Annotated in this window: 13 protein-coding genes; 8 read left to right on the forward strand and 5 right to left on the reverse strand. The window is 72.5% G+C overall.

From position 1 onward, the window contains the following. Positions 1-24: 24 nt before the first annotated feature. On the reverse strand, positions 25-1,263 hold the full coding sequence (locus IE182_RS24575; RefSeq protein ID WP_190112099.1) for a hypothetical protein: 1,239 nt from the start codon (positions 1,261-1,263) through the stop codon (positions 25-27). Between the two features lie 102 nt (positions 1,264-1,365). Here IE182_RS24575 and IE182_RS24580 point away from each other — a divergent pair, with 102 nt between their 5' ends. Continuing rightward, the gene (locus IE182_RS24580; protein WP_190112100.1) at positions 1,366-2,058 is read left to right on the forward strand and encodes a UbiX family flavin prenyltransferase; all 693 of its coding nucleotides are present in this window, start codon (positions 1,366-1,368) and stop codon (positions 2,056-2,058) included. Here the strand turns inward: IE182_RS24580 and IE182_RS32535 are convergent. Further along, a complete protein-coding gene (locus tag IE182_RS32535; RefSeq protein WP_268249637.1) occupies positions 2,055-2,189 on the reverse strand; it encodes a hypothetical protein in 135 nt (44 codons plus the stop codon). The genes IE182_RS24580 and IE182_RS32535 overlap by 4 nt on opposite strands. A 139-nt stretch (positions 2,190-2,328) precedes the next feature. Between IE182_RS32535 and IE182_RS24585 the strand changes: the two genes are divergently transcribed. The 6 genes from IE182_RS24585 to IE182_RS24610 all read left to right on the forward strand — a co-directional run bounded on the left by IE182_RS24585 (position 2,329) and on the right by IE182_RS24610 (position 8,614). Further along, positions 2,329-2,784: an Lrp/AsnC family transcriptional regulator gene (locus IE182_RS24585; RefSeq protein ID WP_071965543.1), complete on the forward strand. Its 456-nt coding sequence runs from the start codon at positions 2,329-2,331 to the stop codon at positions 2,782-2,784. 59 nt (positions 2,785-2,843) lie between these two features. Continuing rightward, positions 2,844-4,007 carry an aminofutalosine synthase MqnE gene (gene mqnE / locus IE182_RS24590; protein WP_190112101.1) on the forward strand — a complete coding sequence of 388 codons (1,164 nt, stop codon included), beginning with the start codon at positions 2,844-2,846 and terminating at the stop codon, positions 4,005-4,007. A gap of 68 nt (positions 4,008-4,075) precedes the next feature. Then, a complete protein-coding gene (locus tag IE182_RS24595) occupies positions 4,076-4,378 on the forward strand; it encodes a DUF4229 domain-containing protein (protein ID WP_190112102.1) in 303 nt (100 codons plus the stop codon). 132 nt (positions 4,379-4,510) lie between these two features. After that, positions 4,511-5,830: a dicarboxylate/amino acid:cation symporter gene (locus IE182_RS24600; protein ID WP_190112103.1), complete on the forward strand. Its 1,320-nt coding sequence runs from the start codon at positions 4,511-4,513 to the stop codon at positions 5,828-5,830. A 102-nt stretch (positions 5,831-5,932) separates the two neighbouring features. Further along, on the forward strand, positions 5,933-6,628 hold the full coding sequence (locus IE182_RS24605) for a TetR/AcrR family transcriptional regulator (protein WP_373303608.1): 696 nt from the start codon (positions 5,933-5,935) through the stop codon (positions 6,626-6,628). 294 nt (positions 6,629-6,922) lie between these two features. Continuing rightward, entirely contained in the window at positions 6,923-8,614 is a 1,692-nt protein-coding gene (locus IE182_RS24610) for an AMP-dependent synthetase/ligase (protein ID WP_190112104.1), read from the forward strand. Between the two features lie 54 nt (positions 8,615-8,668). Here IE182_RS24610 and IE182_RS24615 read toward each other — a convergent pair whose 3' ends face one another. Then, positions 8,669-9,835 (reverse strand): lipase family protein, encoded by a 1,167-nt coding sequence (locus tag IE182_RS24615; protein WP_190112105.1) that lies wholly within the window; start codon positions 9,833-9,835, stop codon positions 8,669-8,671. An 84-nt stretch (positions 9,836-9,919) separates the two neighbouring features. Further along, on the reverse strand, positions 9,920-10,951 hold the full coding sequence (locus tag IE182_RS24620) for an AraC family transcriptional regulator (RefSeq protein WP_190112106.1): 1,032 nt from the start codon (positions 10,949-10,951) through the stop codon (positions 9,920-9,922). 115 nt (positions 10,952-11,066) lie between these two features. Here IE182_RS24620 and IE182_RS24625 point away from each other — a divergent pair, with 115 nt between their 5' ends. Continuing rightward, on the forward strand, positions 11,067-12,863 hold the full coding sequence (locus IE182_RS24625) for an AMP-dependent synthetase/ligase (protein WP_190112107.1): 1,797 nt from the start codon (positions 11,067-11,069) through the stop codon (positions 12,861-12,863). A gap of 186 nt (positions 12,864-13,049) precedes the next feature. Here IE182_RS24625 and IE182_RS24630 read toward each other — a convergent pair whose 3' ends face one another. Then, positions 13,050-13,253: a cold-shock protein gene (locus tag IE182_RS24630; RefSeq protein ID WP_003984261.1), complete on the reverse strand. Its 204-nt coding sequence runs from the start codon at positions 13,251-13,253 to the stop codon at positions 13,050-13,052. Positions 13,254-13,423: the final 170 nt, after the last annotated feature.

Genomic DNA, 13,423 nt, shown 5'->3' on the forward strand with positions numbered 1-13,423 from the left:
CCCTTCGGCGTACAGGGGGTCCGCTCAGATGCCCTTGAACGGGTCGTCCGCGAACGGGTCGCCGTTCTTGGAGGGGGCGTCGCTCTTGAACGGGTCGGAGCTCTTGAAGGGGCTCTCGCTCTTGAACGGGCTGTCGCCGCCGGCACCGCCGGCCCGGCCGCCGCCCATGACGAACATGGCCGCGCCCATCAGGTCCTGCGGCTTGAGCTCCTGCGCGCCGGAGGGAACCTTGAGGTTGTCGCCGCCGCCCTTCTTGAAGCCGATGGCGACCGGCAGCGGGCCCTTGGGCTTGTCCTTGTCCTTCTCGTCGGCGAGCTGTGCGACGTCGAAGGTCACCCCGGCGAGCATGCCGTCCTTGATGGCCAGGTCGAGGGTGACGTCCTTGTCCGGGGCCTTGTCGGCGTCGCGGGTGAGCTTGTCGAGCTTGCCGGCCTTGTCGCCGAGCTTGTCCTTCAGCGGCTTGAGGCCCTCGGCGAAGTCCTTGGCTATCTTCTTCGCCGGCAGGGTGGCGGTGACGTGGTCGACGCCGTCCTTCTTGCCCGCGTCCTTGACCTTGGCGTTGTCGGTCAGCGCGCGCTGCAGGGCCTCGTAGGCGCGCTTCTGGGTCTCCGGGTCCGGCTTGGGGCTCTTGCTGTCGCCGCCCTTGCCCATGGACTTGGCGAACTCCTCGAAGGACGCCGGGTCGATGCTGATCCAGTCGCCCTTGAGCGCGTTCTTGACGCTCGCCAGGGACGCGGGGAGCTCGTCGGCCTGCTTCAGCAGCTTGTCGATGGCCTGCGTGCCGCGGGCGGAGCTCTTGGACTTGTCCTTGCCGTGGCGCTCGGCGAAGCCGGCGACCGCCTTCAGGTCCAGGCGCACGTAGCTCTTGCCGTCGACCTGGCGGGCTTCGAACAGCGGCTTGGCGTCCTTGCGCGCCAGCCGGACGTCGTAGGTGAAGCCCTTGTCGTCGGCGGTGGCGTCCTTGAGCGGCTTGTCGGAGCCGAACGCGTAGGTGAGGCGCATCGCGGCGAGCATGTCCGCGTCCTCGCGGGTGAAGTCGTCCGCGTCCTTCATCGCCGCGAAGATCTTCTCGGCGCCGCCGTCGAGGCCGATCTCCGTGGTGAGCGACTTCTGCTCGCCGAGCTTGTCGAACGCCTGCTTGACCTTGGCGGCGGTGCTGAGCTTGTTGCTCGGGTCGCAGGCGGTGGAACCCGCGGCGACGAGCGCCACGACGCCGGCGGCGACAAGAGCTTTACGGGTGGTGTGGATGATGCGCTCCCCCATTGACGGTCCTTGACAAAAGGTCACTTAAGTGCAAAGCGATCGATCATGTCAAAGGGCTTTCGCGACATCTTGATGAGGAATGCCTCCGGATAGGCTCGGGGCGTGGAGCCCTACGAAGACAGAAGCCCCCGCCGGCCCTGGGTGGTCGGCGTCTCCGGTGCGTCCGGGACGCCCTACGCCGCCGCCGTGGTGCGCGCACTGCTGGCGGCCGGTGAGGCGGTGGACCTCGTGGTCAGCAGGGCCGCGCGGCTGACGCTGCTGGACGAGACCGGGATCCGCTTCCGGGATGCGCACTGGCAGGAGGACCTGCGCGCCTGGCTGGCGCTGGGGGCGGACGGGAAGCCGCACTTCGAGGCCGACGTCTCGGGTGTGCGGTACTGGCCGGCGGGTGATCTGGCAGCGGGTCCGTCGTCGGGCTCGTACCCCGTGCGGGGGATGCTCATCGTGCCGGCGAGCACGGCCTGCGTGGCGGGTGTGGCGCTCGGCCTGTCGAAGGATCTGCTGCAGCGCGTGGCGAGCGTGACGCTCAAGGAGCGTCGGCCGTTGATCGTCGCGGTGCGGGAGACGCCGCTCAGCGGTCAGACGCTCAAGCAGCTGGTGGCGCTCGACGAGGCGGGAGCCGTGGTGCTGCCCGCCTCGCCGGCGTTCTACGCGGGGGCGACGCACATCCAGGATCTGGTGGACTTCGTCGCCGGGCGGGTGCTGGACGCGGCAGGGGTGCCGCACCGGCTGTACCGCCGTTGGGAAGGAGAGCTCGGTGGTGCGAGTGCGAGCGGGGCTCGCGGTGAGAGCTAGCGCTTCTTCGCGCGCGGCAGGCGGATCTTCGCCCTGGCGGCGCGCGGCTCGGGGGACTGGTGGGCACGCGAGCGGTTGGCCAGGTCCTGCAGCTCGCGCATACGGGCGTAGGCCATCTCGATCGTGTACACGGGGGCTTCACTCCTGAGGATCGAAGGATCGTCGTTGATTCGCTGATCTGGTGAAAGATTTCCGGGGTCTGAGACCTCGTATGCCTTAGATTCTACACGTAAACCGGCGAGTTCGCTGATTATTGAAAGGTGCCAGGCAATGGACGCGGTGGACAGGCAGCTCATCCAGGCCCTGCGGGAGAACGGCCGGGCCTCGTACGCGGAGCTGGGCAGGCTCGTGGGCCTGTCGGGGCCGAGCGTCACGGACCGGATCAACCGCCTGGAGGCGGCCGGCGTCATCACGGGCTACCGCGCGACCGTCAACTCCGCGTCGCTCGGGCTCGGGGTCACGGCCCTCATCGGCATCCAGCTCTCGGACGCCGCCGACCACGAGGACGTGGCGCGCCGGCTGCGCGACCTGGAGGAGATCGAGGACTGCTGGTTCATCGCCGGCGACGACTCGTACATGCTCAAGGTCCGCGTCGGTGACGTGGACGGGCTGGAGCGCACCATCCGCCGGCTGTCCGGCACCAAGGGCGTCAGCCGCACCCGCACCACGATCGTGCTCTCCACCAAGTGGGAGAACCGGGTGGGCGAGCTGCCCGAGGACGCGTAAAAGCGGGGGAGTACGCTCGAAGCGGTCATCCCGAGCATCAGGAGAGGCGGGCGCAACCCATGGACGCTGGGCTCAAGCGCGAGCTGGAGGAGAAGGTCTTCGCCGGGGAGCGGCTCACCCGCGAGGACGGCATCGCGCTGTACGAGTCCGACGACCTGGCCTGGCTGGGCGGTCTGGCGCACCACGTGCGGACGCAGAAGAACGGCGACGTCGTCCACTTCAACGTCAACCGCCACCTCAACATGACGAACGTGTGCACGGCGTCGTGCGCGTACTGCTCGTTCCAGCGCAAGCCGGGCGAGAAGGACGCGTACACGATGCGCATCGAGGAGGCCGTCCGCCTCGCCAAGGCGATGGAGAGCGAGAACCTCACCGAGCTGCACATCGTCAACGGCCTGCACCCGACGCTGCCCTGGCGCTACTACCCCCGCTCGCTGAAGGCGCTCAAGGAGGCACTGCCGAACGTCTCCCTGAAGGCGTTCACCGCCACCGAGATCCAGCACTTCGAGAAGATCTCCGGCCTGCCCGCCGACGAGATCCTCGACGAGCTGATCGACGCCGGCCTGGAGTCGCTGACCGGCGGCGGCGCGGAGATCTTCGACTGGGAGGTCCGCCAGCACATCGTCGACCACGACACCCACTGGGAGGACTGGTCGCGCATCCACCGCCTGGCGCACTCCAAGGGCCTCAAGGGCCCCTGCACGATGCTCTACGGGCACATCGAGGAGCCGCGCCACCGCGTGGACCACGTGCTGCGCCTGCGCGAGCTGCAGGACGAGACCGGCGGCTTCCACGTCTTCATCCCGCTGCGCTACCAGCACGACTTCGTGGACATGAAGGACGGCAAGGTCCGCAACCGGCTGCAGGCGCGGACGTCGATGGCGACGGGCGCCGAGGCCCTGAAGACCTTCGCGGTCTCCCGGCTGCTGTTCGACAACGTGCCGCACGTGAAGGTCTTCTGGGTGATGCACGGCGTGCAGACCGCCCAGCTCGCGCTGCAGCACGGTGCGGACGACATGGACGGCTCGGTCGTCGAGTACAAGATCACGCACGATGCGGACAACTACGGCACGCCCAACAAGCTCACGCGTGACGACCTGCTGGAGCTGATCCGCGAGGCCGGCTTCCGCCCGGTCGAGCGCAACACGCGCTACGAGGTCATCCGCGAGTACCCCGGGCCGGACGCCTCGCTGCGCGAGACGCCGCAGGCGATGCGCCTCTGAGATCCACTTCGGGTCGTGCTGTACTGAATGCACCCCCCCTGGTCGCCGTCGAGAAGAAGGACCCGTCCGTGAGTAGCCAGAAGTACGCGTCGCTCCGTTACACCGCCCTGCGGATCGGCCTGCTCGTCGCCTGCTTCGCCCTGGTGTGGGTGCTGTGCTACGCGCACGTCATCCCGCTCGGGGTCGGTGACTCCAACCTGGTCTGGATGGTGCTGCTCGCACTCATCCTCTCCGCGCCGCTCAGCTGGGTCCTGCTGCGCAAGCAGCGCGACGCCATGTCCGAGCAGATCGTCGAGCGCGTGGACCGGGCCAAGGCCCGGATCAACGCCAGCGCCGGCCAGGAGGACGGCGCACAGGCGCCCGGCGCGTAACCCTTCTCACACCACTTCGACGCCCTGTCGCGGAATACCCCTTTCGCGACAGGGCGTCGGCGCATTTCGGGCATCGCGCGCCTCAAAGTTCTTCTTTGAGACCCTCAAAGTGCGGGTGTTAACGTGGTCGGCATGTCGACGCCCCCGTCCAACCCGGCGTCCGCCACGCGCGGGCGCATATCGCGCATCCCCAACGTCCCCTTCTGGGCCCAGATTCTGCTCGGCCTCGTGCTGGGCGCCCTGCTCGGCTGGGCCGCCAAGAGCGGTGACATCGGCTGGCTGCAGACCGCCCTCGACAAGACCGGCAGCATCTTCGTCCAGCTGCTGATGGTCGTGGTCGCGCCGCTGGTGTTCTTCGCCATCCTGGTGTCGATCACCAACCTGCGGAACGTCTCCAACGCCGCCCGGCTGGCCACCCGCACCCTGCTCTGGTTCATGGTCACCTCGCTGATCGCGGTCGTCATCGGCCTCGCCATCGGCCTGCTGACCGACCCGGGCGCCGGCACCGGCCTCACCGCCGCCGACGGCGGCGACCCCAAGAAGAAGGGGTCGTGGCTGGACTTCCTCACCGGAATCGTCCCGACCGACGTCATCACGCCGTTCACCGAGCTGAACGTGCTGCAGATCGTCTTCATGGCCGCCGTCGCCGGTGTCGCCGTCCTGCAGGTCGGCGAGAAGGCCCAGCCCCTGCTCACCCTCAGCGAGTCCGTGCTGGAGCTGCTGCAGAAGGTGCTGTGGTGGGTCATCCGCCTGGCCCCGCTGGGCAGCCTCGGCCTGGTCGGCACGGCCGCCTACAAGTACGGCTGGAACCTGGTCAGCAAGTACGCGACCTTCACCGCCGACATCTACGTCGGCTGCGCCATCGTGCTGTTCGGCGTCTACCCGCTGCTGCTGGCCACCGTCGCCAAGGTCAACCCGCTGCGCTTCTTCAAGGGTGCCTGGCCCGCGATCCAGCTGGCCTTCGTCTCCCGCTCCTCCGTCGGCACGATGCCGCTGACGCAGAAGGTCACCGAGCGCCTCGGCGTGCCCAAGGACTACGCGTCCTTCGCGGTGCCGTTCGGCTCGACGACCAAGATGGACGGCTGCGCCTCGATCTACCCGGCCATCGCCGCGATCTTCGTGGCCCAGGTCTTCGACGTGCCGCTGGAGGTCAAGGACTACGTCCTGATCGCCTTCGTCTCGGTCATCGGCTCCGCCGCCACCGCCGGCCTCACCGGCGCGACGGTCATGCTGACCCTGACCCTGTCGACGCTCGGCCTGCCGATGGCGGGCGTGGGTCTGCTGCTGGCCATCGACCCGATCGTGGACATGATGCGCACCGCGACGAACGTGGCCGGCCAGTCGGTCGTCCCGATCCTGGTGGCCTCCCGCGAGGGGATCCTCGACCGCGCGGCCTACGAGACCGCGGACGGCTCGCACCTGGAGCCGCAGCCGCAGCCCGCGGCGGCCTGACGGCCGGATCGCCACCCCCGGCGGCTTGATCGCCACCCTTGACGCCCCTGCTCCCCGTGATATTACCTGCCGGTAACGTGACGGGGAGGAGGGGCTTTTGTCATGAATGTCGTGAGTTCTGTGGAATCGGTACGGCCCACGAGCAAGCGCAGGGCCGGCGGCAAGGTCAAGCGGATGCCCCGCGAGGTGCGGGAGCGTCAGATGCTCGACGCCGCCGTGGAGGTGTTCGCCCGGCGCGGGTACAACGCGGCGTCCATGGACGAGATCGCGGAGCTGGCCGGGGCGTCCAAGCCGCTGGTCTACCTCTACCTGCATTCGAAGGAAGACCTCTTCAGCGCGTGCATCCGGCGTGAGGCCGACGCGCTGACGGCCGCCCTGCGGGCGGTGATCGTGCCGGGCGTCCCCGCGGACCGGCGGCTGTGGAACGGGCTGCTCGCCTTCTTCGCGCACACGGCCGAGCACCCCGCCGGCTGGGCGGTCCTCAGCTGCCAGGCCCGCACGCACGGGGAGCCGTTCGCGCTCGTGGTCGCGGAGCTGCGGCAGGAGATCGCCGGTCTCGTCACCCGGCTGATCGAGGAGACAGCCGAGGCCGCAGGCTGCGCCGTGCCGCCGACGGAGGCCGCCGGACTGGCCCACGCCCTGGTCGGTGCGGCCGAGTCGCTCGCGGGCTGGGCCAACGCCGGCGCGGACGCCGGCCGTTCCGAGAGCGAGACCGCGGCCATGCTGATGAACGTGGTGTGGGTGGGGCTGGAGAGCCTCATGAGCGGGCGGCGCTGGACCCAGGCCGCCCGCCCCTGAGGCCCTCGGGGGCAGCCCCCCAAAGCCCCCCCCGACGCGGCCCGGCGGGTCCCGTCGGGCCGGGGGCACCGTGGGCCCGCCGGGCGCGGCAACCGCCCCCGCCTGGCTCCGGCGGCGCGGCCCGCTCGGGCGCCCGCCGCCGCAGGCGCGGCGGTTGGCCGCCCCGGGGCGGTCCCCCCTGGCCGGTGCTCCGCCCGGGCGCGTTCCCGCCGGGCCCCGCGCGGACCGGGAGGCCCTCTGGCCGGCCCGGCCGGGCAGGCGTAGCGTGGCGGGCCGGTCCGACGGGAGCCGCCCATGTCCGTACCGCGCAGCGCAGCCCTGCCTCTTCTCGTCCCGCCCCGCACGACGGTCGTCGACGGCGTCGTGCGCGAGGCGTCCGTGCCGGCGCTGGCGGCGCCCGTCCACGACGGCTCGCTCGGCGACCTGCCCTTCGTCAACGCCCGCGCCGACCCCGCCGCCGTCGTCCTCGGGCGCAGGCAGCCCGGCGGGCTGTGGCGGGACGTCAGCGCCGCCCGCTTCGCGGCCGAGGTGCTGGCCGTCGCCAAGGGGCTGATCGCGCAGGGTCTGCGCCCCGGCGACCGGCTCGCCCTGATGTCCCGCACCCGCTGCGCAGGGACGCTCCTGGAGTTCGCGGCCTGGGCCGCGGGCCTGGTCACCGTGCCCGTCCACCCCGCCTCCTCCGCCGCGGGCGTGCGGTGGGTCCTCGCCGGGTCCCAAGCGACGGCGTGCGTCGTCGAGACGCCCGCGCACCTGCGGCTGCTCGGCGCCGGGCGCGCCGCGTTGCCCGGCCTCGCGCACGTCTGGCAGATCGACGCGGGGGCGGTCGGCCTGCTCACGGCCGCCGGCCGCGGCGTGCCGGACGGGGCGGTGACGGCGCGCCGCGCCGCCCGCACCCCGGCCGACATCGCCACCATCGCCTACACCGCGGGCACCACCGGCCGGCCCAAGGGCTGCGTCCTCACGCACGCCAACTTCTTCGCCGCCGCCGACAACCTGACCGAGCTGCTGCATCCGGTCTTCGCGCCGGAGGGCCGGACGCGGGCCGGCACGCTGCTCTTCCTGCCGTACGTGCACATCCTCGCTCGTGTGATCGCCGTGGGGTGCCTGCGGGCGCGCGTGCGGCTGGGGCACGCGCCGTCGCTGCAGGGCGAGGACCTGGCGGCCGATCTGGCCGGTTTCGGCCCGACGTTCGTGGCGGCCGCCCCGCACGTCCTGGCGAAGGTGCCCGGCATCGGCTCCTGCCGGGGCGTCCGGAGGGCGCTCGGGGGCCGGGTCCGGCACGTCATCGGCGCGGGCGCCCCGCTCGGCGGCCGGCTCGCCGCCCGTTGCGCGGACGCCGGCGTGGAGGTCCTCCAGGGGTACGGGCCGACCGAGACCACCGGTGTCGCGGCCCTCACCCCGCCGCGCGGCCCGCGCGCCGGCACCGTGGGCCGGCCGCTGCCCGGCACCGCGGTGCGCATCGCGCCGGACGGCGAGGTGCAGGTGCGCGGCGGGCACGTGCTGGCCGGCTACTGGGACGCCGCGCAGCAGGCCGTGGTGCCCGCCACGACGGGCGGGTGGTGGGCCACCGGCGACCTGGGGTCGCTGGACGAGGACGGCTACCTCACCGTCACCGGCCGGCGCGAGGACCTGATCGTCACCGCGGACGGGGCCCGCATCGCGCCGGGAGCGCTGGAGGAGCGGCTGCAACGGCACCCGCTGGTGGGCCGGTGCGTGGTGGTGGGGGAGGGCCGGCCGTACCCGGTGGCCCTGATCGCGCCGGGTGCCGGCGTGCCCGTCGACGCGTCGCTGCCGCCCCGGCTGCGGGCCGCGGTGGCGGAGGCCAACCGGGCGGTGCCGCAGGCCGGGGCGGTCCGGCGGTTCGCCGTCCTGCCGGCGGACCTCACCGAGGAGGGCGGCCACCTGACGCCCTCGGGGACGGTGCGGCGGGCAGCCGTCGCCGCCGACTTCGCGGCGGAGATCGACGCCCTGTACGGGGACGACTGAGCGCCCCCGGCCCGTGCGCGGGGCCGGGGGCGCCGGGGTGAGCCGGCTGCCGGACTACCGGCAGTTCCCGGACGCCGGTTCACCGGCGAAGCGGTCCGCCAGCCAGTTCGCCGCGGGGACCGACTCGGTGATCACACCCAGGATGTGTTCGCCCAGGGACAGCGACTTCCAGTGGACGTTCGCGCCCTTGGCGCACCAGTCGGCGCGCAGCTGCCTGCCGACCGCGTAGGGGATGAGCTCGTCGATCACCCCGTGGTAGAGGTACACGGGGTGCCGCGGGGCGTGGGTGCCGAGGGTGGAGGCGCGCAGGGCGCGCTGCCAGTCCGGTGCGTCCAGCGGGTTCCTGACCGTCACGTCGGATATGCGCTTGAAGAGGCCCGCGACGGTGTTGATCACCACGCAGTGCTTCTTCATGTAGGCGACATGGGAACGGCCCTTGTCGTTGAGGTAGGTGTCGAGGCGGAGTTCGGGGTGGGCGGCGTCGTGGCCGGCGGCGGCCATGAGGAGGAAGCCGGCGCCGATGCCGCCGTCGTTGTGGTCCGCGGTCTTCAGCAGGTCGGCCGGCACGCCGCCGCTGGCGGTGCCCCGCACGTCCAGTTCGGGGGCGTAGGAGTCGTGGAGTTCGGCCGCCCAGCCACTGGCCTGGCCGCCCTGGGAGTAGCCCATGATGCCGACCGGCGACGCCGGGCCGAGCCCGGCCTGCGGCAGCCGCTGGGCCGCGCGCGCCGCGTCGAGGACGGCGTGGCCCTCGGCGGGCCCGACGGCGTAGGTGTGGTCGCCGGGGGTGCCCAGGCCCTCGTAGTCGGTGACCGCCACGGCCCAGCCGCGCAGCGTCAGCTGCTGGATGAGGTTGGCCTCCAGGGTCGTGCCGTACGGGAAGCCCGCGGAGGGCGCGCAGGCGTCGCCGAGGCCGACGGTGCCGACGGCGTACGTGACCAGGGGACGCGGGCCCGTCCGGCCGTCCTGGGGGACGATGACGGTGCCGGAGACCACGTTCGGGGTGCCCTCGGCGGTGGTGGAGCGGTAGGTGATGTGCCACGCCTTGGTGCGGGTGGGCTGACCGGGCAGGGGGTGGAAGGAGGTGGGGGCGGCGGTGACGATGTCGCCGGGGGCGCCGGCCGGCTGCCCGGCGGCACGGGCGGCGGACGTGGTGCCGTTCGCCAGGCCGAACGAGACGGCCAGCGCGGCGAGCGCGGCGAAGGCTCTGGTGCGCAGGTGCATGGGCTCTCCCAACTGTCCCGTGGTGCTCCAGCGGTTCGGGCCGACGCTAATGACCGGCCGGTAAGCGGGTGCTGACCGGGAAGCTCAGCTTCGTTGACCGTGGAGCCGGTACGCCCCCGGAGTCATACCCGTCCAGCGGCGGAACGCCCGGTGGAAGGCGGTGTCCTCGGAGAAGCCCAGCCGGGCCGCGAGCTGGGCGATCGGCTCCCGGCCCTCCGCCAGGCCGGTGATCGCCGCGTCGCGCCGTACCTGGTCCTTGAGCCGCCGGTAGGAGGTCCCTTCCTCCTGCAGCCGCCGCCGCAGCGTGGCCGGGCTGACCGCCAGCCGCGCCGCCAGCTGGGCCACTTCCGGCAGCCGGGCCGGCCGGCCCTCGCCCAGTGAGCGCAGCAGGGCGTGGCGCACCTGCTCGGCCACCGTCGTGCCGTACTCGCGCCGGCTCAGCAGGCCCGCGGGGGCCTGCCGCAGCAGCTCGCCGAGGCCCTCCTCGTCGCGGACGACGGGCGCGGCCAGCCACCGCGCGTCGAAGCCGGCCGCCGCCGTGGGGGACGGCCTCGCCCCGCACCGCACCGGGCAGCCGAACATCAGCGGGTACTCCGCCGCGTACGGCGGGGCGGGGTGGGCGAAGCGGGCCCAGCGCAGCGGGATCCGCCGTCCGATCAGCCAGCCCGCCAGCCGGTGCCAGAGCGTCATCATGCACTCGGCGAGGAAGGCGCCCTCGGGGTGGCCGTGCAGGTCGTTGCGGACGGCGAACACCGCCTCGCCGCCCTGCCGTTCGAGTCCGAGGTCCGGGCCGCCGGGGAAGAGGCCGTAGAAGCGCACCGCCCGCTCCAGCGCCGCGCCCAGGTCGGGGCAGGCGAGGCACGTGCAGCACATCATGGCGAACGTGCCGGGCCGGCTGGGCGCCGCTCCCAGGCCGAGGAACTCGTCGCCGGTGGCCCGGTGCAGGCCGCGCACCAGCCGCGCGAACTGCTCGGCCGTCACCTGCGCCGTGTCGTCCCCGAGCAGCAGCGGCGGGATGCCCGCGCCCTGCAGCAGGGGCACGGTGTCGAGGCCGAGCCGCCGCGCGCCGCCGAGCGCGGCCCGCAGGTGGTGCACGGTGATCCCCGGGCTGCCCATGTCCTGCACGGTAACCCCCGCTGAGCGCCCGGGTCAGCGGTGCTGACGATTCCGGTCATCCCGGTGGGGCGGGCGCGCTTCGTAGCGTCGGGGGAGGCTCACCCGGGGAGGCATGATGCGGCAACGGCCCGACACCTTGGCCGAGTTCACCGAATGGACCGCTGACCAGTACGGGGCGCTGCCCGCGCTGCGCCACCGCGCGCGGGAAGGCGACCGGGGCTGGGTGGAGACGGGCTACGACCGGCTGCGCGAGACCGTACGGGCCGCCGGGCGCGGTCTGATCACGCTGGGGGTGCGCCCGGACGACCGGGTGGCGATCCTCGCGGAGACCCGGCCGGAATGGACGTACGCCCACTTCGCGGTGCTGGCCGCCGGGGCGGTCGTGGTGCCGGTCTACCCGACGGCCGGCGAGGCCGAACTGGCCTGGGTGCTCGGCGACTCGGGCGCCTCGGTCGTCATCTGCGAGAACGCCGCGCAGGCGGTACGGGTGGAGGCGGTGCGGCCGAAGCTGCCGGCGCTGCGGCACGTGGTGCTCATCGACGACGACGGCCCCGTCCACGACCCTGGCGCGCTCGTCCTCGGGCGGCTGCCGGCCCAGGTGCCGCTGGAGGAGCTGCTCGGGCGCGCCGCGGCCCGCCGCCCCGAGGACCTGTGCACCGTCATCTACACCTCGGGCACCACCGGCCTGCCCAAGGGCTGCTGCCTCACGCACGGCAACATCGTCGCCAACCAGGACGCGACCGCCCACCTCACCGAGGGCGGCCCCGGCGACACCACGTACCTCTACCTGCCGCTCGCCCACGTCCTCGGCATGCTGATCGAGCTCACCGCGCTGCGCCGCGGCGGCACGCTGTGCTACTTCGGCGGCCGGGTCGAGGACGTCGTCGGCGAGCTGGCCGAGGTCCGGCCCACCCACCTGCCGTCGGTGCCCCGGCTCTTCGAGAAGGTGCACGCCATGGTCGTCTCCCGTGCCGAGGCGCGGGGGCCGGGCGGCCCGGAGCGGCTGGCCGCCGCCGTCCGCGCGGGGCTGGCGGTCGCGGAGCTGCGCGCGCGGGGCGAGGAGCCGGCCGGTCCGCTGCGGGCGGCGTGGGAGGAGGCGGAGGCGAGCCTGTTCGCCCCCGTGCGGGCGGTCTTCGGGGGCCGGCTGCGGTGGGCGCTGACCGGGGCCGCGCCCATCGCGCCGCAGACCCTGGACCTGCTGCGGGCCTGCGGCGTCGCGGTCTTCGAGGGGTACGGCATGACCGAGTCGTCGGGGGTCATCACCCTCAACCACCGGGGCGCGGTCCGCCACGGGACGGTGGGGCGGGCGGTGGACGGGTGCGAGGTGCGGATCGCGGAGGACGGGGAGGTGTACGCGCGGGGGCCGGGCGTCTTCGCCGGCTACCACGGCAACCCGGCCGCGACGGCGGAGGCGCTGGACGCGGACGGCTGGCTGCACACCGGCGACATCGGCACCCTGGACGCGGACGGCTACCTCAGCATCACCGGCCGCAAGAAGGATCTGATCATCACGTCGAGCGGCAAGAACCTCGCCCCGGCGCCGGTGGAGTTCGCGCTCCAGCACTCCCGCTGGATCTCCCGGGCCGTCATGATCGGCGACCGGCGCCCGTACCCGGTGGCGCTGCTCACGCTGGACGCGCAGGAGGTCGCGGCGTGGGCCGCCCGGGAGGGGGTGGAGCCGGGGGAGGCGGGGCTCGCCCGGCACCCGGCCGTCCGGGAGCTGTGCCGGGAGGCGGTGGAGGCGGCCAACGAGCAGGTGGCCCGGCCGTCCCGCATCCGTGCGTTCACCGTCCTGGAGGAGGACTTCGGCGTCGGGAACGGGACGCTCACGCCCACGCTCAAAGTCCGGCGGGCGGCGATCAACGAACGTTATGCCGCGGAAATCGATGCGTTGTACGAACGGGAGCGATAAATGGTTCGGCAGTGAAACCAGTTTCCCCGTGATCCCGGCCGGAAAAGCCGGAAAGGCGACGTGAGGGCCGGGTGCGGTCCGGAAAAAGGCAGGAGCCCTGCCTTCCGCCGAAGCGGAAGGCAGGGCTCCTTGGGTACAGCACATCAGCCGCGATCGGCTGGGCGTCGCACCGGAAGGATCCGAGGATCAGACCGGGGTGACGTTCTCCGCCTGCGGGCCCTTGGGGCCCTGCGTGACGTCGAAGTTGACCTGCTGGTTCTCCTCGAGGGAGCGGAAGCCAGAGGCGTTGATCGCGGAGTAGTGGACGAAGACGTCGGGGCCCCCGCCGTCCTGGGCAATGAAGCCAAAGCCCTTTTCAGCGTTGAACCACTTCACGGTTCCGGTAGCCATAAGCCCTCCTTGGGCCAAAGGGTTGCCCTGCTCCAGAACCTGCGAGAAGTCTGAAAACTACAAAAGCCTGCGGGGTCACATGCTCCGCAGGCTCTGTACTGCAAGGGAAACCAAACTGCAACTTGCGGCGAGCCTAGCACGCGATGTTCTCGCGCGGAAGGAGTCGAAGA

Origin of the sequence: Streptomyces cinnamoneus, from assembly GCF_014650495.1 — a bacterium.
GTDB lineage: Bacteria > Actinomycetota > Actinomycetes > Streptomycetales > Streptomycetaceae > Streptomyces > Streptomyces cinnamoneus.